Source organism: Saccharopolyspora dendranthemae, from assembly GCF_007829955.1.
In the GTDB taxonomy this organism is placed as follows: domain Bacteria; phylum Actinomycetota; class Actinomycetes; order Mycobacteriales; family Pseudonocardiaceae; genus Saccharopolyspora; species Saccharopolyspora dendranthemae.
Window position 1 is genome coordinate 1,680,202 of the sequence record NZ_VIWX01000001.1, and the last position, 21,307, is coordinate 1,701,508.

The window sequence follows — 21,307 nt, forward strand, 5'->3', positions numbered from 1 at the left end:
CGCTGAGGTTCCGCCACCCGCACCGCCAAGCAAGGTGATTCTTTTCCGGAAACTAGTTCAAGGTCACCGGGTTGACGATGTCTGCTACTAGGACCAGCAGCGAGAACGCGATGAACACGAGGCTGACCGCGTAGGCCAGCGGCATCAACCGCGCGGTGTCGAAGGGTCCCGGATCCGGGCGCCGGACCAGCTTGGCGAACCCGCGCCGGATCCACTCCCAGGCAGCACCCGCGACGTGACCGCCGTCCAGCGGCAGCAGCGGCAGCATGTTGAACACGAACAACGACAGGTTCACGCCCGCGAGCAGGTTGAACATCAGGATGATGCGCTCGTCGACGCCGAACTGGTCGGTGGCCAGCACCTCGCCGCCCAAGCGGCTGGCACCGACGATGCCCACCGGTGAGTCCTTGTGCCGCTCGCCGCCGAAGATGGCGCTGACCAGGTCGGGGACGCGCTGCGGCAGCTGGATGATCTTCTGGGCGGTCAGGCCGACGAACTCGCCGATGGTGTCCGCCACACCGCCGATGTCCTGCTTGACCAGCATGGAGGTCGGCGACAGGCCGAGGAAGCCGACCGTCTCGTACTCGCTGCTGGAGTTGAGCTTGGGCCGCTCGGTCTGCAGCAGGTTCGCGTTGAGCGTCTCCCGGTGCCCCTCGCGCTCGACCACGATCGGGACCGCGCCCTTCGAGGTGCGGATCTCCTGCTGCAGGTCTTCCCAGGCGTGGAACGGCTTGCCGTTGAACTCCACGATCTGGTCGCCCGGCTTGAACCCGGCGGCAGCGGCGGGCGAGGGCTTGGCCCCGGGCGGGCACTTCTGCGTGTCGGGCGCGGTGGCGGGCAGGACGCACTCGCTGACCGAGGAGACCGTCAGGGTCGGCGTGTTGATGCCGTGCCCCATCAGGATCGCGGCGAAGATGCCGACCGCCAGGATCAGGTTCATCACCGGCCCGGCCAGCATCACGATGATCCGCTTCCACGGGGAGCGCTGGTAGAACTGCCGGTGCGAGTCCTCGGGCGTGACGTCCTCGGCCGACATCTCCCGCGCGTCGTCGATCATCGCGCGGAAGGGCGACGACGACGCGCTGCGGCCGTACTCCTCGTCCTTCTTCGGCGGGAACATGCCGATCATCCGGATGTAGCCGCCGAACGGGATGAGCTTGACCCCGTACTCGGTGTCGCCCTTCTTGCGCGACCAGATCGTGCGCCCGAAACCGACCATGTACTCGGTGACCTTGACACCGAACAGCTTGGCGGTAGCGAGGTGACCCAGCTCGTGCCACGCGATGGAGAACAGCAGCCCGAAGAAGAAGATCACAATGCCAACGACGACCAGCACTATTCCGCCTTCCGTCCGGCCAGCTCGCGTGCCCGGGTCCGCGCCCAGTCCTCGGCTGCGAAGATCTCGTCAAGTTCCGACGGCTCACCGCTCCACTGGTCAGCAGCGGCGAGCGTGTCACCCACAGTGTGCACGATCTCGTTGAACCGGAGCCGTCCGTCGACGAACCCGGCCAGCGCCTCCTCGTTGGCGGCGTTGTAGATCGCGGGCAGGCAGCCCCCGCCGGAACCGGCCGCGCGGGCCAGCTCGACGGCCGGGAACGTCTCGTCGTCCAGCGGCTCGAAGGTCCATTGCTGGGCGTCGGCGAAGTCGAGCCGAGGCGCCACGCCGGGTACGCGGCGCGGCCACTCCAGTCCCATCGCGATCGGGATCTTCATGTTCGGCGGGCTGGCCTGCGCGATCGTGGCGCCGTCGGTGTAGGTGACCATCGAGTGCACGATCGACTGCGGGTGCACCACCACGTCGATGCGCGGGTACTCGATGCCGAACAGCAGGTGCGCCTCGATGAGCTCGAGACCCTTGTTCACCAGGGTGGCCGAGTTGATCGTGACGACGTTGCCCATCGCCCAGGTCGGGTGCGCCAGCGCCTGCTGAACCGTGACCTCGGCCAGGTCCTCGCGCTTGCGCCCTCGGAACGGCCCGCCGGAGGCGGTCAGCACCAGGCGGTCGACGTCGGTGTTGTCGTTGCCGAGCAGGCACTGGGCCAGCGCGGAGTGCTCGGAGTCGACCGGAACGAGCTGCCCGGGAGCCGCCTTGCCCAGCACCAGCGCACCGCCTGCGACCAGCGATTCCTTGTTGGCCAGCGCGAGCTGGGCGCCCGTCTCCAGAGCGGCGAGCGTCAGCCGCAGGCCGCGGGAGCCGTCGACGCCGTTGAGCACCACGTCGGCCGGGCAGAGGTCGATGAGCTCCAGCGCGGACTCCGGCCCGGCGAGCAGGCGCGGGAGCTTGAACTCGCCCTCCGCGTAGCCGCGCTTCTGGGCCTCGGCGTAGAGCGCGAGCTGGACGTCCTCGGCGGCCGTGCCCTTGGCCACGGCCACGGCCGGGACCTGGAACTCCAGTGCCTGCGCGGCCAGCGCCTGCGGGTCGCTGCCGCCCGCGGCGAGCCCCACGACCTGGAACCGGTCGGGGTTGTCGCGCATCACGTCGAGTGCCTGGGTACCGATCGACCCGGTGGAGCCGAGCACCAGAACGGTGCGCGGGGAGGTGTCGCTCTGTGTGCTCGTATCGGCGTGCATCGCCGCCATTGTCCCTGAAGGAGGTGAGCAGGTGCCCCTCGCGGTGCACAAATCACCATCCGGCGTCACGATCGGCGTACCTGCCGCTGCCCGATGAACAAAGGAGGCCGTCATGGGCATCATCGGATGGATCGTCCTCGGCTTGATCGTGGGTGCCATCGCGAAGCTGATCATGCCGGGCAAGGACCCGGGCGGGATCATCATCACCATGCTGCTCGGGGTCGTCGGGGCATTCCTCGGTGGCTACATCGGCAAGTGGATCTTCGGGACGGGTCTCAACGAGTTCTGGTCGATCAGGACGTGGCTCCTGGCGATCGTGGGGTCGCTCATCGTGCTCGGCATCTACCGAGTCATCGTCGGCCGCAAGGCCAAGGGCGGGACCAAGGAGGCTTAGCGCCGACCGCAGTTCACCGGGTGCCGTGCGAGCCGAGCTCGTGCGGCACCTTTTTTCGCAGCTGATGCCCGACAGGTGGGCGCTGCGACGGCGATCGGGTGTGCGAAGATGAGCTCGATCGTGGACCGTCACCCGGCGGTGCGCGAAACCCAAGCAACAGGCTTTCCGGCCCCGCGTGTGGCCGGTGTGGCGCAGGAGGGGAACGTGGCGAGCACCGAGCTGGAGAAGAAGCCCAGCCAGGCCATCGACCCGGCCGAGGAACCGTCGGTCGAGTGGGGCTGGCACGGCGGTTTCCCGAAGGGCACCCAGATCGCCGGCTGGTTCTCGGTCGTCGCGGTCCTGCTCATGCTCATCGGCAACCACCAGGGCATCCTCAGTGGTGGCGGGCACTTCAAGATGGAGGACGTGTTCCTCATCGGCACTGCCGTGGTCCTGGCCCTCGGGCTGTTCTACGACCTGGCCAAGAACAAGCGCCGCCGCTGAATCCGAACTTCACCGAAGAGCCTCCCCTGAACCCGAGGGGAGGCTCTTCGCTTCTCCAGACCCGGGTGCCCGCCGCACCAGGTCCCAGTTTTAGTCCTAACTGAGCCGACATTTCGGACATGATCATGGCTCGGTTTGGACTAAAACTGGGACGAGTTGCACTCAGCGCAACGAGTGGTCGGCGAAGAAGTCCATGATCAGGGGCGTCGCGTCGATCGGCGCGGGCTGATCGGAGTCCGGGTTCGGGTGCGTGGCCGGCCAGTCGTGGGCGACCGAGTCCATCCGGTAGTGGGTGACCTCCGCTCCCGAATCGCAGGACCCGTAGTCGACGGTGTGCACGCCGTCGCCGAGGTCGCGGGTGACCGGAGTCGGGTCGCAGCCGTTGCGCTCACCCCAGCCCGCCAGCCAGCCGGGGATCGGTGGGAGCCCTCGGGCTTCGTCGCCGTCGTAGGGGATCGTCTCGTCCGCCGCGCCGTGGAAGTCGAGGATCGGAGCCGGGCGCGAGGGCTCGCAGTCGCCGCCCTGCGGGTAGAAGGCTCCGGAGACGGGCGCGAAGGCCGCGATCCGGTCGCTCATGCGGCAGGCGAGAACTCCGGTGAAACCGCCGCCGTTGGACTTGCCCGCGGCGTAGACGCGCGCCGGGTCCACGCAGAGATCGCGCTCCAGCTCGTCGAGCAGGTCGCCGGTGAACCGGACGTCGTCGACGTCGGCCGAGTACGGAGCGCCCTGCCAGGCGGTCTCGCCGTCGGTTCCGACGAGGCCCTGCGGGTACACCGCGATGGCGTCGGTGCCGGAGAACTCCGACAGCTCCTCCTGGTACGCGGAATCGCGGGTGTGCCCGTGGAAGGACAGCACCACCGGAGTCGGCCGCGCCGGCACGTAGTTCTCCGGCACGTGCAGCAGGTAGGTGCGGGTCACGCCGCCGGAGACGATCTCCTCGGTCAATGACTCCCCGGGCGCGACCGCGGTGTTCCCGCAGCCCGCGCTCGGCACCGGATGATCGGGCACCTCGGCGTGAGCAGGTGCGGCGAGCAGGACCAGCGCCCCCGCGACGATCGAATGAACCGCAATGCCACGAATTCTCAGGTCAGGCACCGTTGCCTCCCAGCTCGATCACTCAGACCTGAGGATCATCGGCCACCGGAGGCCGCAGCGGCCACTTCTGTTCATTGCGGTCACGAATTCACGGTCGCGCCCGCCACAACGCGTCCATCGGGACCGCTCGCACCTTGTCGCCGAACGGCAGCGTCTGCTGCCCGGTGTAGAGCACGTAACCCGCGACGAACCGCTCACCGACCTGCTTCTCCAGATGCCGCATTCCTGCCAGGTCCTCACCGCGCACCGTCGAGCCCGCTTTCACCTCAACCCCGATCACACGCCCGTCCGGGGTCTCGATGACCGCGTCCACCTCGACCTTGTCCTTGGTCCGGTAGTGGAACAGCTGCCCTCTCTCCTCGGACCAGGTCAGCTGCCTCGCGAGCTCCATGACCACGAAGTTCTCCAACACCGCTCCCGCCGAACCGCCCGGCTCCGCCAGCCGGTTCACGTCCTGGCCGAGGAGATGGCAGACCACGCCGGTGTCGGTGAACGCGAGTTTCGGCGTGCTCACCACGCGGTGCGTGTGCCCGGAAGACCAAGCGGGAATCCGCTTGATCAAGAACACCGATCCGAGCAGATCGAGGTAGCGCGTGAGCGTGGTGCGCGGGATGCCCGACTGGTTCGACAGCGCCGAAGGGACGAGCAGCCCTCCTGCACGCCCCGCGAGCAGCGCCAGCAACCGCATCAGCTCGCCGTGACGCTCAATGCTGGCCAGTTCCAGCACATCTCGCTCGATGAGCGTGGACAAGTAGGAGTTGAAGAACGCACTCCGCCTGCGCGGAGTCCGCCGAACCGCCTCGGGGAAACCGCCGATCGTGGCTCGCTCCAGGTAGTCCCGTCGCCGCAGCGTCGACGAATGATCGAGGTGCGGACCGTGCGCGAACGCGGCATCGATGAATGCGTCGGGCTCCCCGTCGATCTCCCCCTGGGAGAACGGCCACAGCTCGATGATCTCCATGCGCCCGGGAAGCGCATCGGGGAGCGCCCGCAAGGCGAGCACGCGCGACGAACCGGTCAGCAGGAACCTGCCTGGGCGCGGATCCTGATCAACGGTCAACTTGATGGAGCTGAGCAACTCCGGCGCCAACTGGATCTCGTCGATCACCATCAGGCCGTTGTGCTCGACGAAATCAGCGGGAGCACCACTCGCGGCTTCAGCGGTGGTCGGGTCGTCGAGGAAGCGCATCGTGGGATTGTCGGAACGCTCCGCCGTGAGCCGGGTGAGCGTGCTCTTGCCCGCCTGCCTCGCACCGTTCACCAGCACCACGCGAGTATCACCGAGAGCCTCAGCCACGAGAGCCTCGGCATGCCGCTCGACCAGCGAATTCTTGATGCTCACGCCCACCACTATAAATGATCAGTGGTCACTTGGCCGCCTGATCTGTGGGCAATTGGCCGCATGTTCCGTGGACACCTGGCCGCAGGGTTCGTGGGCACCTGGCCGCCGGGTTCGTGGACAGATGGCCGCCTGGGTCCGGGGTGGGCGGGTCGGTTACTCCTCGGCTGCGAGCTGGCCGCAGGCCGCTGCGATCTCCTGGCCGCGGGTGTCCCGGACCGTGCACGAGACGCCGGTCTCGCGGACGCGGCGGACGAACTCGCGCTCCACCGGCTTCGGGCTGGCGTCCCACTTGCTGCCCGGTGTCGGGTTCAGCGGGATCAGGTTGACGTGCGCGAACTGGCCGAGGTGCTTCTTGAGCAGCTTCCCGAGCAGGTCGGCGCGCCACGGCTGGTCGTTGATGTCGCGGATCAGCGCGTACTCGATCGACACCCGCCGGCCGGTGTGGTCGGCGTAGCCGCGGGCGGCGTCGAGGACCTCCGCGACGTTCCAGCGGTTGTTGACCGGCACCAGCGTGTCCCGCAGCTCGTCGTCCGGGGTGTGCAGCGACACCGCGAGCGTGACGTGCAGGTTCTCGGCCGTCATCTTCCGGATCGCCGGCACCAGGCCGACGGTGGAGACGGTGACCGAGCGCTGCGACAGTCCGAGGCCGTCCGGGGCGGGATCGCAGATGCGGTGCACGGCGTCGATCACCCGCCGGTAGTTGGCCAGCGGCTCGCCCATGCCCATGAACACCACGTTCGACAACCGGCCGGGCCCGCCGGGGACCTCACCGTCGCGCATCATCGCCGCAGCCGAGCGGACCTGGTCGACGATCTCCGCGGTCGAGAGGTTGCGCTGCAACCCGCCTTGCCCGGTGGCGCAGAACGGGCACGCCATGCCGCACCCCGCCTGGCTGGAGATGCACACCGTCGCGCGGTCCGGGTAGCGCATCAGGACGCTTTCCAGCAGCGTCCCGTCGTGCGCCTTCCACAGCGTTTTGCGCGTGGTGCCCTCGTCGGTGTCGAGGTTGCGCACCGTGCTCAGCAGCTGCGGCAGCAGGGCGGCACCCAGCGCCTCGCGGCTGCCCGCCGGGAGGTCGGTCATCGACTCGGCGTCGGCGTTGAGCCTGCCGAAGTAGTGGTTGGCGAGCTGCTTGGCGCGGAACGGCTTCTCCCCCAGCTCGGCGACGACCGCCTTCCGCTCCTCGGCGGAGAGGTCGGCGAGGTGGCGCGGCGGCTTGCCGCGGCGCGGGGCGTCGAAGACGAGCGGCAGGGATTTCGTAGACATAGCGCCCTACAGTCTCCCACGTCCGGTGACGACCTTGGTGGGCAGCCGGTTCGGCCGCCTGGTTGGACTACACGGCTTCCCGAGGTATGTTTTTCGCCGTGGCGAAACCTGGAGTGGCGACGAGCCGAAACATCGCCGTCCTGGCCGTGCTCGCGATGCTCGTGTCGGCCTGCGGGACGGGCCTGAGCAGGACCGATGACGGCCGCAAGCACGTCGTAACCACCTTCACCGTGCTCGCCGACATGGCGCGCAACGTCGCAGGCGACGCCCTCGTCGTCGAGTCGATCACCAAGCCCGGCTCCGAGATCCACGAGTACGAACCCACGCCCAGCGACATGCTCGAGGCTGCCAAAGCCGACGTGGTGCTCGACAACGGGCTCGGCCTGGAACGCTGGTTCGACCGGTTCGTGCAGCGCAGCGAGGCCCAGCACGTGACCCTGTCCGAGGGCGTCGACCCCATCCCGATCCGCAGCGGCGAGTACCAGGGCAAGGCCAACCCGCACGCGTGGATGTCTCCGCGCACGGCCGCGACCTACGTCACCAACATCAGGGACACCTTCATCCGGATCGACCCGGCGCACGAAGCGACCTTCCGCGCGAACGCCGACGCCTACCTCGCGCAGCTCGGCGAGATCGACCGGTACCTGCACGACCAGCTCGCCACCCTGCCCGAGTCGCACCGAGCGCTGGTCAGCTGCGAAGGGGCCTTCTCGTACCTCGCGCGCGACGCCGGCCTGCGCGAGGCGTACCTGTGGCCGGTCAACAGCGAGTCCGAGGGAACGCCGCAGCAGATCAAGGCCACCACCCAGTTCGTCCGCGCCAACGGCGTGCCGACGGTGTTCTGCGAGTCCACCGTCAACGACGGCCCGCAGCGGCAGGTCGCCGCCGAGACCGGGGCCGAGCTGGGCGAGAAGCTCTACGTCGACTCGCTCTCCGGGCCCGAGGGCCCGGTTCCGACCTACCTGGACCTGCTGCGCCACGACGCGCGCACCATCGTCGCCGGACTGCGCGGAGGGACCCCGTGACCGCCATCGCCGCCCACCACCTCACCGTCCGCTACGGCGAGGTGCTCGCCCTCGACGACGTGTCGGTGGACGTCCGCGAAGGCCGCATCTGCGGTCTGCTCGGGATGAACGGGTCGGGCAAGTCCACCCTGTTCAAATCACTGGTGGGCCTGATCCGGCCGGACGCGGGCGAGATCAGGATCATGGACCGCGGCCGCAAGCAGGCCCGGCGCGAAGGGCTCATCGCGTACGTGCCGCAATCCGAGGCCGTCGACTGGACCTTCCCCGTGACGGTCTCCGACGTGGTCCTGATGGGCCGCTACGGACACCTCGGCCCGACCCGGAGACCGCGCCGCGCCGACAAGGCCGCGATGCGCTCGGCGCTGACCCGCGTGGGCCTCACCGAGCTGGCCGACCGTCCCATCGGGGAGCTCTCCGGGGGCCAGCGCAAGCGGACCTTCGTCGCGCGCGGGATCGCCCAGGACGCGCGGCTGCTGTTCCTGGACGAACCCTTCGCCGGGGTGGACAAGAAGTCCGAGGCGATGATCAGCGACCTGCTGCGGGAACTCCGCGATGAGGGGCGCACCGTGGTCATCTCCACCCACGACCTCGCCAGCGTCCCCGAGCTGTGCGACGAGGCGATCCTGCTGCAGCAGCGGGTGATCGCCCACGGCGCGATCGACGAGGTCCTCGCGCCCGAGATGCTGGCCCGCACGTTCGGAGTGGAGGCACGATGATCGAGTGGCTGATCGAGCCCCTCCAGTTCGGGTTCATGCAGCGGGCCTTGCTGGTGAGCCTCGTCGCGGGGCTGGTGTGCGCGGTGCTGTCGTGCTGGGTGACGCTCATCGGCTGGTCGCTGCTGGGCGATGCCGTGTCGCACGCCGTGCTCCCGGGCGTCGTGCTCGCCTACGTGCTGGGGATGCCGTTCTCGGTGGGGGCGTTCCTGTTCGGCAGCCTCGCGGTCGGGCTGATCGCGGGAGTCCGCAACACGACTCGGCTGAAGGGCGACGCGGCCATCGGCGTGGTGTTCACCGGGCTGTTCGCGCTCGGCCTGGTGCTGGTCTCGCGGATCCCCAGCCAGGTGGACCTCAACCACATCCTGTTCGGAAACGTCCTGGGCGTCACCGACTTCGACATCGCCCAGGTACTGATCATCGCGGCCGTGGTCCTGTCGGTGGCGTTGCTCAAGCGGCGGGATCTCACGCTCTACGCCTTCGACCCCACCCACGCGCACGCGATCGGCATCTCCCCGCGGCGGATCAGCACGGTGCTGCTGGCGATGCTCGCGCTGACCGTGGTGGTCGCCCTGCAAGCGGTCGGCGTCGTGCTGGTGACGGCCATGCTGATCACCCCGGGAGCAACGGCCTTCCTGCTGACCAAGAGGTTCCCGCGGATGCTGGTCACGGCCGCGGGACTGTCGGTGCTGTGCGCGGTGACGGGCACCTACCTGAGCTTCCACATCGACACCTCCACCGGCGGGATGATCGTGGTCTGCCAGTCCGCGGTGTTCGCGCTGGCCTACCTGCTGTCGCCCGGGCAGGGCCTGATCCCCCGCGCGCTGCGGCGACGTTCGGCCGTCGGTGACCGAGCGACCGCGAGCGCGGCACCGCCCGTATCGTGAAAGTCATGCCGAGTGAAACCGAGCGCCCGTCGTCTTCGGTCGAGGACTACCTCCGGGCGATCTACGGGCTCAGCGAGCGAGGCGAGCCCGTCACCAACGCGACGCTCACCGCGCGCCTCGGCCTCAGCCCCTCCTCGGTCTCGGGAATGATCAACAAGCTGGACCAGCTCGGTCTGGTCACCCACGTCCGCTACCGCAGCGTCGAGCTCACCCCGGAAGGCCGCCGGCTCGCGCACTCGGTGCTGCGCAGGCACCGGCTGATCGAGTTGTTCCTGGTCGAGGAGCTGAACTACCGCTGGGACGAGGTGCACCGCGAAGCCGACGCGCTGGAGCACGCCGTCTCCGACGAACTCGTCGAGCACATCTCGGCGAAGCTGGGAAACCCCACCGTGGATCCGCACGGCGATCCCATCCCCACCGCCGACGGCACCCTCGCCGCGACCAGAGCCCTGCAGCTCGACCAGATCGAACCCGGCACGGTCGGGACCATCGCGCGCGTCTGGGACACCGACTCCGAACTCCTGCGCTACCTCACCGAGCACGGCATGACGCTGGGCTCGCGGATCGAGATCGTGGAGCGCAAGCCCTTCGGCGGGCCGCTGGTGGTGCGCGTGGGCGAACCCCCGCACGCCGAAACCCACTTCGTGGGCGACGAGATCGCGGCAGCGCTGTCGATCAGTGTGCAGAGCTAGGTTCGCCGGTCAGCCGCGAACCCAGCGCGTGGGAGGACACGACCTGCTGCGCCGGACGTTCCGGTAGCGGTTCGACCTGGGCGACCTCGTCGCCGTAGATCTGCTCGGTGATCAGCCTGCTGTGCAGCTCATCGGTGCGATGCGCGCCCAGGACCGCCATCAGCAGGTCGAACCGGCTGCTGGTCAGCGTCACGGCGACGTAGCAGAAACCGCCCATCCCGGCGAAGACCAGGCCGGCGACGATCCACGTGTCGAAGCCCTGCGCCAAGGTCACCACAGAAGCGCCCAGCACCATGGCGGATCCGAACGCGACGGCGCGCGCGATGATCGCCTGCCGGAGCATCGAGCGGAAGACGGGGTGCTGCTGGCCCAGCTGCCTGATGATGCGGGCACGCTCCCCGCCGTCCAGTTGAGCAAGCCGGCTGAGGCCCGCGGTGACCGGCTGCGCCGCGCGGAATGCCATGGCTGCTCCTGAAAAACCCGAGTACGTGCATACGACATCCACCAGTCGATCACGCGGTCGTGCGGCTATCAAGGCGTCATTCGGGCGCTTCGCATTGCGGGAGTACGACGAAGACGTGACGCTGCCTACACGAAGGGCCCGCTTGATCGGATCGAGGGGCCGCCGGTGCCGTTTTCGGGAGTGATCGTTGTGAGCATCGCACTGGGTGCGCCCGGATGGAGCGACCTGACGTCGCACGACGTCGAGGCCGCGCGCGAGTTCTACACCGGGCTGTTCGGCTGGCGCTGGGTCCAGCGCTGCGAGTACAACATCGCGTTCCGGGACGACACCCCGGTCGCGGGCTTGATGAAACCGGAATCCGACGACATCCCCACCGCGTGGACGCTGTACCTGGAGTGCGGGTCCACGCGCCGCGCGACCGAGCGGATCCGGGCCCTGGGCGGCAAGGTCATCATCCCGCCGACCGACACACCGGGGCACGAGATGTTCATGATCGCCGAGGACCCGGGTGGAGCGGTCGTGGGTCTGTGGGAAGCACCGGACAACGCCGTGTTCGGCTGGGGTCGCGCGGGCGCGCTGTGCTGGGCCGAACTGCACACCCGCGACGGCGCGGCCACTGACCCCTTCTACGCGGAGCTGCTGGCCTACAGGCAGGAGCAGATCGGCGAGAAGGGCGGCGCGTTCGACTACACCGTCTGGTACGTCGGCGATCAACCGACGCTGGGGCGGTTCGAGTCCGGTCTCTCGCTCCCGGAAGGAGTCCCGCCGCACTGGCAGCTGTACTTCCAGGTCAACCCCGACCACGACGCCGACGCCGCGGTCGCCAAGGCCCAGTCGCTGGGCGGTGAGGTGCTGCGGGAGCCCTCCGACTCGCCGCACGGCCGGACGGCGGTGCTGCGGGACGTCGTCGGTGCCACCTTCACCGTCATCGACACCGCACGGCGAACGGGCGAGTGATCAGTCCAGCAGCACCGGGTCGAGCTCGGCGATGTGGTCGCGGTCGGCGATCACCTCGATCTCGGAGATCCGGCCATCACGAGTGGCCACGATGAAGACCGAGTGCGCCTTGCCGCGAGGCGCGTAGGCGGCGCCGATGGAGTCGGCGACCAGCGCCACGCGCGCCAGCTTGGCGCCGTTCTGGAACGCCTTGGCGACGACGTCCGCGCCGCGCGACTCCGCTGTGAGCGCAGGGGCACCGGCCTTGCGGGCGCGGGCCGCCGTGTCCACCGCGCGCTGATCGGCGCGCAGCACGACATCGGGGTCGAGCACGGTCAGCAGGCCCTCGAAGTCGCCTTCGCGGGCTGCTCGCAGGAACGCCTCGACGACCTCCCGCTGCGCGACCAGGTCCGTGGCCGGTTCTCCGCTCCGCCGCACCCGACGACGGGCCCGGCTGGCGAGCTGCCGGGTGGCCGTCGAGCTGCGTCCCACGATCGGGGCGATGTCGTCGAAGGGCACCGCGAACATGTCGTGCAGGACGAACGCGAGCCGTTCGGCCGGTTCGAGCGTGTCGAGCACGACGAACAAGGCCAGTCCGACCGAGTCGGCCATCATCGCTTCCGCTTCCGGCGTCGGTCCTTCCGACGACTCCGGAAGGTCCTCGGCAGGCTGCTCGGGCCTGGAGCGGCGGGCGCGGAGCATGTCCAGGCAGACCCGGCCGACGATCGTGGTCAGCCAGCCGCCCAGGTTGGCGACGTCGTCGGCGCCCGCGCGGTCCACGCGCAGCCACGCCTCCTGCACCGCGTCCTCGGCCTCGGTGTGCGAACCGAGCATCCGCAGCGCGACCGCCTTCAACCGCCTGCGGTGCTGCTCGAACCGCCTCGCCAGGACATCGCTGTCGTCCATCGGTCACATTCCTCCGTCGCCGCCCGTCATGGGGGTAGACGAGCCGGGACCGGCTCTTGTGACAGGGAGGCACTCATGCAAGCACGGATGAACAACCCCGCGATGCTCCTGCCGGACGCTTTCAAGCAGATCCAGGCGTTGATGAAGACGATTCACTCGGTCGACATCCCGGCGGAGACCCTGGAGCTGGTGCACCTGCGCTCCAGCCAGATCAACGGGTGCAGCTTCTGCGCGCACTACAGCTCCAAGCAGCTCAAGGCGCTCGGGACCAGCGACGACAAGCTCTGGGCGGTAGCGGCTTGGCGGGAGGCTCCCTTCTTCGACGACGGCGAGCGCGCCGCGCTGGAGCTGGCCGAGGCCACGACCCGTCTCGCCGACAAGGGCGACGCCGTCGACGACGAGCTCTGGAAGCGGATCACCGAGCACTACGACGAGGAGCAGATCGCAGCCCTCACCCTGATGATCGGCGTGTCCAACCTGTTCAACCGCGTCAACGCCGTCACCAGGCAACCCGCAGGCGACACCTTCTGACCCGGGCACGAGCGGGGCGGCAATGGGCGGTTTTGGTCCGAATTGTCCGGGCAGAACGAACTTCGATCATGGACGGTTCGGACCGAAACCGCCCGAGGACCCCGGGCTCACGGGGTGAGGAGGCCCGTGGGCTTGGTCCTCGTCCTCAGGCGGTAGGTGACCGGGATGGTTCTCCCCGGGGTCTCCGCTGCTGCTCGGGCGGCCGTCCTGGCCGAGAACTCGATGCCCAGGACCGCCTCCAGCGTCCGTCGGTCCTCGAAGCGCCAGTGGGTGGGCACCGACCTGCTCGCGAAGTGGTGGCGGGCGAAGAACGACTCGATGCCGTCCGGATCGATCTGCGGAGCGTCCGCGCGCATCCAGGCGCCGTAGGGCTCCGTCGCGGTGTCCAGGTCGATGATCGCGATCGTGCCGCCCGGCCTCAGCACGCGCTCGGCCTCGGCCAGCCCCGGTTCGCACCCGGGGCCGAAGAAGTACGCGGTGCGGGCGTGGAGCAGGTCGGCGCTGCCATCGGCCAGCGGGAGCCGCTGAGCCGGAGCGACCTCGACATCCACGCCCGGGGTGCGGGCGCGGGCGCGCTCGGCGAGCGGCGCGTGCGGCTCGACACCGATCACCGATCGGGCGCTGCCGGCGAAGACGGGCAGGTGGAAGCCATCACCGCAGCCCACGTCCACCACGTCGAGCCCGGCCCAGTCGCGCTCGGCGCGCAGCGCCTCCCACACCGCTCCGGCCGGGTCCTGGGCGGTGTTCTCCGCCTCGTAGACCTCGGGCCAGTTCCAGATGTTCGGGCTCGGCGTGACCTCAGGGACGCGCCTCTCCCGCCAGGTCCGCATCAGCCGGGGATGAGCCAGAACAGCATCATCCACGCCAGCGGTGCCGACGGGAGCAGCGAATCCATCCGGTCCATCAGACCGCCGTGACCGGGCAGCAGGTTGCCCATGTCCTTGATCCCCAGATCGCGCTTGATCACCGACTCCATCAGGTCGCCGATCGTCGCGCTGCACACCAGAGCCGCGCCCACCAGCACGCCCATCCACCACTGGCCGTCGAGCAGCAGCCACACCGACAGCGCACCGGCCAGAACGCCGCCGACCAACGACCCGCCGAAGCCCTCCCAGGACTTCTTCGGGCTGATGACCGGTGCCATCGGGTGCTTGCCGAACAGCACGCCGAACGCATAACCGCCGGTGTCCGAGGCGACGACGCAGATCAGGAACACCATCGCCCGGAACGCGCCGTCCTCGGGACGCACCAGCATCGCGGCGAACGCGGTGAACAGCGGCACGTAGGCGGCGGTGAACACCGAAGCGGTGACATCGCGCAGGTAGCCGTCGACCCCGTTGCGGAACCGCCAGACCAGGCAGCCCAGCACCGTGATCGCGAACGAGATCAGGATCCCGCGCAGGCCGAACGGCCAGGACAGCCACATCATGGCCTGTCCGCCGACCAGCACCGGCACTAATGAGATCCGGATGCCCGCCGCGCGGCGCACGGCCTGGGCCAACTCGATGGTCGACACCAGGGCAGCCGCCGCGGCGATGCCGATGAACACGAACCGGACCATCAGCAGCGAGAGGATGACGGCCGCGCCCAGCACGATCCCCACGCCGATCGCGGCGCGGAGATCACGACCAGCCCGGGATGGACGCGCAGACGGGTCCGGAACGTCAGCCGACATTCCGGACTCATCTGCGCATTGGCCGGGCATCACCACTCAGACCTCGAGGAGTTCCGCTTCCTTGTGCTTGAGCAGCTCGTCGACCTGACCGGTGTAGCGGTGGGTCAGGTTCTCGAGTTCCTTCTCCGCACGGGCGCCCTCGTCCTCGCCGGCTTCGCCGTCCTTGACGATGCGCTCGATCTCTTCCTTGACCTTCCGGCGGATGCCGCGAATGGTGACCCGCCCGTCCTCGCCCTTGGACTTGGCGAGCTTGACCATCTCCTTGCGGCGCTCCTCGGTCATCTGCGGGATCGCGACGCGGATCAGCTGGCCATCGTTGGACGGGTTGACGCCGAGGTCGGAATCGCGGATCGCCTTCTCCATCGCCTGCATCTGGCTGGCGTCATAAGGCTTGATCACGACCAGCCGGGCTTCGGGCACGGAGACGCTCGCGAGCTGGTTCAACGGCGTCGGCGACCCGTAGTAGTCCACGACGATGCTGGAGAACATCGCGGGGTTCGCGCGACCGGTGCGGACGGAGGCCAGCCCATCCTTGGCCACCTCCACAGCCTTTTGCATCTTCTCCTCGCCTTCGAGAAGAGCTTCGTCGATCACGGCTGCTCCTTAAGTCTGCCGACCAGTGGATGTTGCAAGTGTGGCGTGTCGCTCAGCTCGCCCCCCGGGCGGCCCCACGACCAGATCAGGATCCAGCACCATCAAAGCTTCTCCGCGCCCGGGGTGCTGACCAGCGTGCCGATCTTCTCACCACCGACCGCGCGGGCGATGTTGCCTTCCTCCATGAGGTTGAAGACCAGGATCGGCATGTGGTTATCCATGCACAGGCTGAACGCCGTGGCGTCGGCGACCTTCAGGCCGCGCTCCAGCACCTCGCGGTGCGTGATGTGCTCGAACAGCTTGGCGTCCGGCGTCGTCTTCGGGTCGGCGGTGTACACGCCGTCGACGGCCTTGGCCATCAGCACGACCTCGCAACCGATCTCCAGCGCCCGCTGCGCGGCGGTGGTGTCGGTGGAGAAGTACGGCATGCCGGTACCGGAACCGAAGATGACCACGCGGCCCTTCTCCATGTGCCGCATCGCGCGCCGCGGGATGTAGGGCTCGGCGACCTGGCCCATGGTGATCGCGGTCATCACCCGCGTGTCGATCCCGTGCTCGCGTTCGAGGAAGTCCTGCAGCGCCAGGCAGTTCATCACGGTGCCCAGCATCGCCATGTAGTCGCCGCGCGCGCGGTCCATGCCGCGTTGCTGCAGTTCGGCGCCGCGGAAGAAGTTCCCGCCGCCGATCACGATGGCCACCTCGACCCCGTCGGCGACGATCTCGCCGATCTGGCGGGCGACGGTGGCGACCACTTCGGGATCGATTCCGACGCTGCCGCCGCCGAACATCTCGCCGCCGAGCTTGAGCAGCACGCGGCCGTAACCGCGCTGAGCCGGGCCGTCGTCGGTCACTGGGATCCTCCCGCGAGAACTTGAGTGTGCACTTCTTCAGCCGATGTGCGGGTCGAGAACCGGATACCCGGCTCCTGAGCGACCGGAACCCGGCGCGGCCCCCACGAGCCCGGGTCCGTCCTTACCTTGCAAAAGCGCCCCGCCTCGACAACGGAGGCGGGGCGCCGTGCCGTCTTCCACGGCCGCCGGGGCCGGTGCGCCGGCCGAGCCCGCAGGGCACGGCCGGCAGCCGCCGCGGCGTCGGATCAGGCCTGGCCGACCTCGAACCGGACGAAACCGGTCACGGTCACGCCGGACTCGTCCAGCAGGGCCTTGACGGTCTTCTTGCTGTCCTGCACGGACGCCTGGTCCAGGAGGCAGTTCTCCTTGAAGAAGCCGTTGAGGCGACCCTCGATGATCTTGGGAAGGGCCTTCTCCGGCTTGCCCTCCTCCTTCGCCGTCTCCTCGGCGATCCGGCGCTCGTTGGCCTGGAGCTCCTCGGGGACGTCGTCGCGGGAGAGGTAGGTCGGGCGGAGCGCGGCGACCTGCATCGCGGCGCCGCGAGCGGCCTCCGCGTCGTCACCGGTGTACTCGACCAGGACACCCACGGCCGGGGGCAGGTCAGCCGAACGACGGTGCAGGTAGGTGGCCACCTGACCGTCGAACTTCTTGACCCGGCGCAGCTCCAGCTTCTCACCGATCTTGGCGGAGAGCTCCTGGACCGCGTCGCCGACGGTCTTGTCGTCCAGCTTGGCAGCCAGCGCGGAGTCGACGTCGGTCGCACCCGCGGCAGCCGCAGCGGCGACGACCTTGTTGGCCAGCTCGATGAACTCGTCGTTCTTGGCGACGAAGTCCGTCTCGCTGTTGATCTCGATCAGCACGCCGCCCTCGGCGGCGACCAGGCCCTCGGCAGTGGCGCGCTCGGCGCGCTTGCCCACGTCCTTGGCACCCTTGATGCGCAGGCTCTCGACGGCCTTGTCGAAGTCGCCGTCGTTCTGCTCAAGAGCCTTCTTGCAGTCCATCATGCCGGCGCCGGTCAGCTCGCGAAGACGCTTGACGTCGGCCGCACTGAAGTTCGCCATCGTGCGTAGTCCGTCCCTGTTGATACGGAAGTGGAAGATCTTTCCGGAATTTCGAACCCGGCACCACGCGGAGCGCCGCGGTCAGCGGCCGTGCTCTCGCGCCCGATGCGGGCCGGTTGCCAGTGTGACTGGCGGACAGCCTGATCGCGCTGCGCACCCGCCGGAGTTCAGCGGGTGCGCAGCGCGAGAGATCAGGACTGCGCGGGCTGCTGCTCGCCGCCCTCGGCAGCCTGGCCGGAGTCGGAACCGGCCAGCAGCTCCTTCTCCCACTCGGCCAGCGGCTCGCCGCCGGCCGGCTTCTCCTCGCTGCCTTCCGAGGCACCGTTGCTGCGGCCGCTGCGGGCCATCAGGCCCTCGGCCACACCGTCGGCGACCACGCGGGTCAGCAGCGCGGCGGAGCGGATCGCGTCGTCGTTGCCCGGGATCGGGTAGTCGACCTCGTCGGGGTCGCAGTTGGTGTCCAGGATCGCGACGACCGGGATGTTCAGCTTGCGAGCCTCGCCGACGGCGATGTGCTCCTTCTTGGTGTCCACGATCCACACGGCGCTGGGCACCTTGGACATGTCGCGGATACCGCCGAGCGTCTTCTCCAGCTTGTCCTTCTCACGGGTCAGCATCAAGATTTCCTTCTTGGTGCGACCCTCGAAGCCACCGGTCTGCTCCATCGTCTCGAGTTCCTTGAGACGCTGCAGGCGGCGGTGAACGGTCTGGAAGTTGGTGAGCATGCCGCCCAGCCAGCGCTGGTTCACGTAGGGCATGCCGACCCGCAGGGCCTGCTCGGCGATCGCTTCCTGCGCCTGCTTCTTGGTGCCGACGAACAGGATCGTGCCGCCGTGGGCGACGGTCTGCTTGATGAAGTCGAACGCACCATCGATGTAGGTCAGCGTCTGCTGCAGGTCGATGATGTAGATGCCGTTGCGCTCGGTGAAGATGTAGCGCTTCATCTTCGGGTTCCAGCGACGAGTCTGGTGCCCGAAGTGCACGCCGCTGTCGAGCAGCTGCTTCATGGTGACGACGGCCATGGCCTGTGTTCACCTCTTGTGTCGGGCGCGCCCGCTCCGGGGCGCGCGTTTGGTTTGCCGCGACGAGCCGGTTGACTCGTCGCCCTGGTGCCCGGCCCGGCTCCCCCACCCGCTCCCTGGACGGGAACGGGACCGCGAAGGACCCGGTGGCCTGCCTGCAAGGGACCGGACTCAGCCGGAACGCTGCGCGGCGGCGTACGCGCGGGCACGCGTAGTCGGCTCGTGCTGACACGAAACCGCGTGAACAGTGTACTGGACGCGCAACCCGTCACCCGATCGCGGACCACGAGTTGTCCACAGCGGCCCGGTTCGTCCACAGATCGTCCGTCGGTCCTGGTCATGGCGGCAGCGAGCGGGACATGGTGGAGACGTGCGCAACGTGATCGCGATCCTGCTCGGAGCCGCCCTCGCCTGCTGCTGCGCGCTCACCGCAGCAGCCGCTCCGACACCCCTTCTCCCCGCGTCCTCACCGGCGAGGTTCAGCTGGCCGCTCGTGCCCGCGCCGGAAGTGCTCCGGCCGTTCGAAGCACCGGGCTCGGCCTTCGGCCCGGGGCACCGCGGCGTCGACCTGGCCGGGGAACCGGGGCAGCCGGTGCTGGCCGCGACCGACGGCGTCGTGGTGCACGCCGGCTGGCTGGTGGACCGCAACGTGGTGTCGGTCGAGCACGCCGGCGGGCTGCGCACCAGCTACGAGCCGACCTCTCCCGAGGTCAGCGCGGGCGACCAGGTCACGCAGGGCCAGGTGATCGGACACCTGGAACCCGGGCATCCCGAGTGCGCGACCGCCTGCTTGCACTGGGGCTTGCGCGAGGGAGGTGAGTACCGGGACCCGCTGGAGCTGGTCCGAGGCACTCGGGTGCGGCTGCTGCCCTGGTGAAGGCGGAAGGTCAGCTCGGCTCGGTGAGCTTGGTGCGCAGCCGCAGGACGGCGCGGGTGTGCAGCTGGCAGACGCGGGATTCGGTGACGCCCAGGACGCGGCCGATCTCGGCGAGCGTGAGGTTCTCGAAGTAGTAGAGCGTGACCACCACGCGGTCCCGCTCGCTGAGCCGCTCAACGGCCTCGGCGAGCTGACGGCGGCTGTCGCGATCGACCAAGGCGGCGACCGGGTCCTCGGCGCGGTCGTCGGGCAGCGTCTCCGCCAGCGACGCCTGCGCGTGGCCGGCACCGATCAGGTCGTCCAGCGCCACGACGCTGGTCATCTGCAACTGCGCGAACAGCTCGCGCAGGTCCTCGGTGGACAGTTCCAGCTCGTCGGCCAGCTCCGAGTCGGTCGCGGTCCGCTGCAGCTTGGCCTCCAGCCGCTCCAGCGCCCGCTCCACGTCGCGCGCCCGGCTGCGGACCGAGCGCGGAACCCAGTCCTGCGCGCGCAGATCGTCGAGGATCGCGCCGCGGATGCGCTGCATCGCGTAGGTCTCGAACTTCAGGCCGCGTTCGGGCTCGAACTTCTCGATCGCGTCGACGAGACCGAATATCCCGGACTGGATCAGGTCGGAGATCTCCACGTGCGACGGCAGACCCGTACCCACCCGGCCTGCGACGTACTTGACCAGCGGCGCGTAGTGCAGGACCAGCCTGTCGCGCAGCTCTTGGGAGGGCCGCTCGCCGAACGACTGCCACAGCGCGACGATGCCGGCCTCGACCTCGTCACCGCTGCGCTGGCCGTGGGTGCCCCACGCCGACTCGACGGCGGCGAGCGCGAGCGCACCCGGCGGCTTCGGTCGCTGGCCGTTGGCCACGCCGCCGTGATCGCGTGCGTTCCCCGGCGCCGAGCTCGATCGCGCGGCCACCGTGTTGGAGCCGCCCCCGGCGTGGTCAGGAACGGGGGTGGGTTCGGTCATGGATCGCCTTCAGCCGTTCAACGGTCACGTGGGTGTAAAGCTGGGTCGTTGCGAGCGTAGCGTGACCAAGCAACTCCTGAACGCTACGGAGGTCTGCGCCACCTTCCAACAAATGGGTCGCAGCCGAGTGCCGAAGTCCGTGCGGCCCGAGATCCGGTGCTCCGCCGACCGCGCCGACGGCATCGTGAACGGTCCGCCTCGCTGTTCTGGGATCAAGGCGTCCACCGCGGACTCCCAGGAACAACGCGGTGCTCGACGGGTCGCGCAGCAGTGTAGGCCGTCCGCTTCGGAGCCATAGATCGAGTGCCGCATCGGCGGGTAGGCCGAACGGCACGACCCGCTCCTTGTCGCCTTTACCGATCACGCGCAGCACACGACGTTCACGGTCCACATCAGCGATGTCCAGACCGCACAACTCGGCGACGCGAACACCGGTGGCGTACAGCACTTCCACGACAGCGTGATCACGGAGAGCAACCGGATCGCCTTGCTCCGCTCCGGACGCCGACGCGCTCATGGCCGCACCGGCCTGGTCGGCGCGCAAGACCGACGGCAGCGTGCGCTGGCGCGAGGGCACGGCCAGCCTCGGCCCGGGATCGCTGGGCAGCAGCCCGGCTTTGAACGCCCACGCGGTGAAGGCGCGGGCGGAGGCCGTCTTCCGAGCGAGGGTCGAACGGCTGGCGCCTGCACCGTGCTGCGCGGACAGCCATTCGCGCAGCACGGACAGATCGAGCCCGCGCAGCCCCGCATCACCCGCGATCCCGGCTAAGTGCGCCAGGACCGAGACCACATCGGTGACGTATCCGCGCACCGTGTGGGCGGAGAGCCCGCGTTCGACCGCGAGGTGCCGCTCGAAGGAGTCCGCGGCGGAGCCCAGACCTTCGGGCAGCCCGGCCCGCACCTCGCGGAGGTCGGGCCGGCTCGCTCGTGGGGGGCGTCCACCGGTCATGCCCCGACGCTCG

At 69.0% G+C, this 21,307-nt stretch carries 24 protein-coding genes; 9 read left to right on the forward strand and 15 right to left on the reverse strand.

The window, feature by feature from the left end:
• Positions 1–52 precede the first annotated feature (52 nt).
• Positions 53–1,336, reverse strand: a complete 1,284-nt coding sequence (locus tag FHU35_RS07590; RefSeq protein WP_145737619.1) for a M50 family metallopeptidase — start codon at positions 1,334–1,336, stop codon at positions 53–55.
• Positions 1,336–2,580, reverse strand: a complete 1,245-nt coding sequence (gene dxr / locus FHU35_RS07595; RefSeq protein WP_145737620.1) for a 1-deoxy-D-xylulose-5-phosphate reductoisomerase — start codon at positions 2,578–2,580, stop codon at positions 1,336–1,338. Before dxr ends, FHU35_RS07590 begins: the two co-directional genes overlap by 1 nt.
• A 103-nt stretch (positions 2,581–2,683) precedes the next feature.
• Here dxr and FHU35_RS07600 point away from each other — a divergent pair, with 103 nt between their 5' ends.
• On the forward strand, positions 2,684–2,965 hold the full coding sequence (locus tag FHU35_RS07600; RefSeq protein WP_145737621.1) for a GlsB/YeaQ/YmgE family stress response membrane protein: 282 nt from the start codon (positions 2,684–2,686) through the stop codon (positions 2,963–2,965).
• Between the two features lie 204 nt (positions 2,966–3,169).
• Complete coding sequence (locus tag FHU35_RS07605) at positions 3,170–3,448, forward strand: DUF2631 domain-containing protein (RefSeq protein ID WP_145737622.1); 279 nt, start codon at positions 3,170–3,172, stop codon at positions 3,446–3,448.
• A 162-nt stretch (positions 3,449–3,610) separates the two neighbouring features.
• Here the strand turns inward: FHU35_RS07605 and FHU35_RS07610 are convergent, their stop codons facing one another.
• The 3 genes from FHU35_RS07610 to rlmN form a co-directional block, all read right to left on the reverse strand.
• Positions 3,611–4,543: a CE1 family esterase gene (locus FHU35_RS07610; protein WP_222429293.1), complete on the reverse strand. Its 933-nt coding sequence runs from the start codon at positions 4,541–4,543 to the stop codon at positions 3,611–3,613.
• A gap of 88 nt (positions 4,544–4,631) precedes the next feature.
• A complete protein-coding gene (locus FHU35_RS07615; RefSeq protein WP_222429294.1) occupies positions 4,632–5,885 on the reverse strand; it encodes an ATP-binding protein in 1,254 nt (417 codons plus the stop codon).
• 153 nt (positions 5,886–6,038) lie between these two features.
• Complete coding sequence (rlmN, locus tag FHU35_RS07620; protein ID WP_145737623.1) at positions 6,039–7,151, reverse strand: dual-specificity RNA methyltransferase RlmN; 1,113 nt, start codon at positions 7,149–7,151, stop codon at positions 6,039–6,041.
• 98 nt (positions 7,152–7,249) lie between these two features.
• On the opposite strand from rlmN, the gene FHU35_RS07625 reads away from it, so the two are divergent.
• Genes FHU35_RS07625 through FHU35_RS07640 form a run of 4 tightly spaced genes read left to right on the forward strand, consistent with a single transcriptional unit; the run spans position 7,250 to position 10,468 of the window.
• Positions 7,250–8,176: a metal ABC transporter substrate-binding protein gene (locus FHU35_RS07625; RefSeq protein ID WP_484336720.1), complete on the forward strand. Its 927-nt coding sequence runs from the start codon at positions 7,250–7,252 to the stop codon at positions 8,174–8,176.
• Complete coding sequence (locus tag FHU35_RS07630; RefSeq protein WP_145737625.1) at positions 8,173–8,892, forward strand: metal ABC transporter ATP-binding protein; 720 nt, start codon at positions 8,173–8,175, stop codon at positions 8,890–8,892. The genes FHU35_RS07625 and FHU35_RS07630 overlap by 4 nt, the downstream gene beginning before the upstream one ends.
• On the forward strand, positions 8,889–9,776 hold the full coding sequence (locus FHU35_RS07635) for a metal ABC transporter permease (RefSeq protein WP_145737626.1): 888 nt from the start codon (positions 8,889–8,891) through the stop codon (positions 9,774–9,776). The genes FHU35_RS07630 and FHU35_RS07635 overlap by 4 nt, the downstream gene beginning before the upstream one ends.
• Before the next feature lie 5 nt (positions 9,777–9,781).
• Positions 9,782–10,468 carry a metal-dependent transcriptional regulator gene (locus FHU35_RS07640; RefSeq protein ID WP_145737627.1) on the forward strand — a complete coding sequence of 229 codons (687 nt, stop codon included), beginning with the start codon at positions 9,782–9,784 and terminating at the stop codon, positions 10,466–10,468.
• Here the strand turns inward: FHU35_RS07640 and FHU35_RS07645 are convergent.
• Positions 10,452–10,931 carry a hypothetical protein gene (locus FHU35_RS07645; protein WP_145737628.1) on the reverse strand — a complete coding sequence of 160 codons (480 nt, stop codon included), beginning with the start codon at positions 10,929–10,931 and terminating at the stop codon, positions 10,452–10,454. The genes FHU35_RS07640 and FHU35_RS07645 overlap by 17 nt on opposite strands.
• A 189-nt stretch (positions 10,932–11,120) precedes the next feature.
• Here FHU35_RS07645 and FHU35_RS07650 point away from each other — a divergent pair, with 189 nt between their 5' ends.
• Positions 11,121–11,888 (forward strand): VOC family protein, encoded by a 768-nt coding sequence (locus FHU35_RS07650; RefSeq protein ID WP_145737629.1) that lies wholly within the window; start codon positions 11,121–11,123, stop codon positions 11,886–11,888.
• Here the strand turns inward: FHU35_RS07650 and FHU35_RS07655 are convergent, their stop codons facing one another.
• A complete protein-coding gene (locus FHU35_RS07655; protein ID WP_145737630.1) occupies positions 11,889–12,773 on the reverse strand; it encodes a sigma-70 family RNA polymerase sigma factor in 885 nt (294 codons plus the stop codon).
• A gap of 75 nt (positions 12,774–12,848) precedes the next feature.
• Here FHU35_RS07655 and FHU35_RS07660 point away from each other — a divergent pair, with 75 nt between their 5' ends.
• The gene (locus FHU35_RS07660) at positions 12,849–13,304 is read left to right on the forward strand and encodes a carboxymuconolactone decarboxylase family protein (protein WP_145737631.1); all 456 of its coding nucleotides are present in this window, start codon (positions 12,849–12,851) and stop codon (positions 13,302–13,304) included.
• A 107-nt stretch (positions 13,305–13,411) separates the two neighbouring features.
• Here FHU35_RS07660 and FHU35_RS07665 read toward each other — a convergent pair whose 3' ends face one another.
• From FHU35_RS07665 to rpsB, 6 genes are all read right to left on the reverse strand, one after another.
• Positions 13,412–14,134, reverse strand: a complete 723-nt coding sequence (locus FHU35_RS07665) for a class I SAM-dependent methyltransferase (RefSeq protein WP_145737632.1) — start codon at positions 14,132–14,134, stop codon at positions 13,412–13,414.
• On the reverse strand, positions 14,134–14,979 hold the full coding sequence (locus FHU35_RS07670; protein ID WP_145737633.1) for a phosphatidate cytidylyltransferase: 846 nt from the start codon (positions 14,977–14,979) through the stop codon (positions 14,134–14,136). The genes FHU35_RS07665 and FHU35_RS07670 overlap by 1 nt, the downstream gene beginning before the upstream one ends.
• Before the next feature lie 36 nt (positions 14,980–15,015).
• Positions 15,016–15,573 carry a ribosome recycling factor gene (gene frr / locus FHU35_RS07675; RefSeq protein ID WP_145737634.1) on the reverse strand — a complete coding sequence of 186 codons (558 nt, stop codon included), beginning with the start codon at positions 15,571–15,573 and terminating at the stop codon, positions 15,016–15,018.
• Positions 15,574–15,674: 101 nt separating this feature from the next.
• Complete coding sequence (gene pyrH / locus FHU35_RS07680; RefSeq protein ID WP_145737635.1) at positions 15,675–16,424, reverse strand: UMP kinase; 750 nt, start codon at positions 16,422–16,424, stop codon at positions 15,675–15,677.
• 245 nt (positions 16,425–16,669) lie between these two features.
• A complete protein-coding gene (tsf, locus tag FHU35_RS07685; RefSeq protein WP_145737636.1) occupies positions 16,670–17,485 on the reverse strand; it encodes a translation elongation factor Ts in 816 nt (271 codons plus the stop codon).
• Positions 17,486–17,676: 191 nt separating this feature from the next.
• Entirely contained in the window at positions 17,677–18,507 is an 831-nt protein-coding gene (rpsB, locus tag FHU35_RS07690; RefSeq protein ID WP_145737637.1) for a 30S ribosomal protein S2, read from the reverse strand.
• Between the two features lie 370 nt (positions 18,508–18,877).
• Here rpsB and FHU35_RS07695 point away from each other — a divergent pair, with 370 nt between their 5' ends.
• Positions 18,878–19,384: a M23 family metallopeptidase gene (locus FHU35_RS07695; RefSeq protein WP_222429295.1), complete on the forward strand. Its 507-nt coding sequence runs from the start codon at positions 18,878–18,880 to the stop codon at positions 19,382–19,384.
• A gap of 10 nt (positions 19,385–19,394) precedes the next feature.
• Here FHU35_RS07695 and FHU35_RS07700 read toward each other — a convergent pair whose 3' ends face one another.
• Positions 19,395–20,345, reverse strand: coding sequence for a FliA/WhiG family RNA polymerase sigma factor (locus tag FHU35_RS07700; RefSeq protein WP_145737638.1), 951 nt, complete (start codon positions 20,343–20,345; stop codon positions 19,395–19,397).
• Positions 20,320–21,294 (reverse strand): tyrosine recombinase XerC, encoded by a 975-nt coding sequence (locus FHU35_RS07705; protein WP_145738032.1) that lies wholly within the window; start codon positions 21,292–21,294, stop codon positions 20,320–20,322. Before FHU35_RS07705 ends, FHU35_RS07700 begins: the two co-directional genes overlap by 26 nt.
• Between the last annotated feature and the right edge of the window lie 13 nt (positions 21,295–21,307).

Coding starts and splice junctions, on each gene's coding strand:
- dxr (WP_145737620.1), bottom strand. CDS start 2,580: ATGGCGGCGATGCACGCCGATACGAGCACACAGAGCGACACCTCCCCG.
- FHU35_RS07600 (WP_145737621.1), top strand. CDS start 2,684: ATGGGCATCATCGGATGGATCGTCCTCGGCTTGATCGTGGGTGCCATC.
- rlmN (WP_145737623.1), bottom strand. CDS start 7,151: ATGTCTACGAAATCCCTGCCGCTCGTCTTCGACGCCCCGCGCCGCGGC.
- FHU35_RS07635 (WP_145737626.1), top strand. CDS start 8,889: ATGATCGAGTGGCTGATCGAGCCCCTCCAGTTCGGGTTCATGCAGCGG.
- FHU35_RS07640 (WP_145737627.1), top strand. CDS start 9,782: ATGCCGAGTGAAACCGAGCGCCCGTCGTCTTCGGTCGAGGACTACCTC.
- FHU35_RS07645 (WP_145737628.1), bottom strand. CDS start 10,931: ATGGCATTCCGCGCGGCGCAGCCGGTCACCGCGGGCCTCAGCCGGCTT.
- FHU35_RS07655 (WP_145737630.1), bottom strand. CDS start 12,773: ATGGACGACAGCGATGTCCTGGCGAGGCGGTTCGAGCAGCACCGCAGG.
- FHU35_RS07660 (WP_145737631.1), top strand. CDS start 12,849: ATGCAAGCACGGATGAACAACCCCGCGATGCTCCTGCCGGACGCTTTC.
- FHU35_RS07665 (WP_145737632.1), bottom strand. CDS start 14,134: ATGCGGACCTGGCGGGAGAGGCGCGTCCCTGAGGTCACGCCGAGCCCG.
- FHU35_RS07670 (WP_145737633.1), bottom strand. CDS start 14,979: ATGTCGGCTGACGTTCCGGACCCGTCTGCGCGTCCATCCCGGGCTGGT.
- tsf (WP_145737636.1), bottom strand. CDS start 17,485: ATGGCGAACTTCAGTGCGGCCGACGTCAAGCGTCTTCGCGAGCTGACC.
- rpsB (WP_145737637.1), bottom strand. CDS start 18,507: ATGGCCGTCGTCACCATGAAGCAGCTGCTCGACAGCGGCGTGCACTTC.
- FHU35_RS07700 (WP_145737638.1), bottom strand. CDS start 20,345: ATGACCGAACCCACCCCCGTTCCTGACCACGCCGGGGGCGGCTCCAAC.
- FHU35_RS07705 (WP_145738032.1), bottom strand. CDS start 21,294: ATGACCGGTGGACGCCCCCCACGAGCGAGCCGGCCCGACCTCCGCGAG.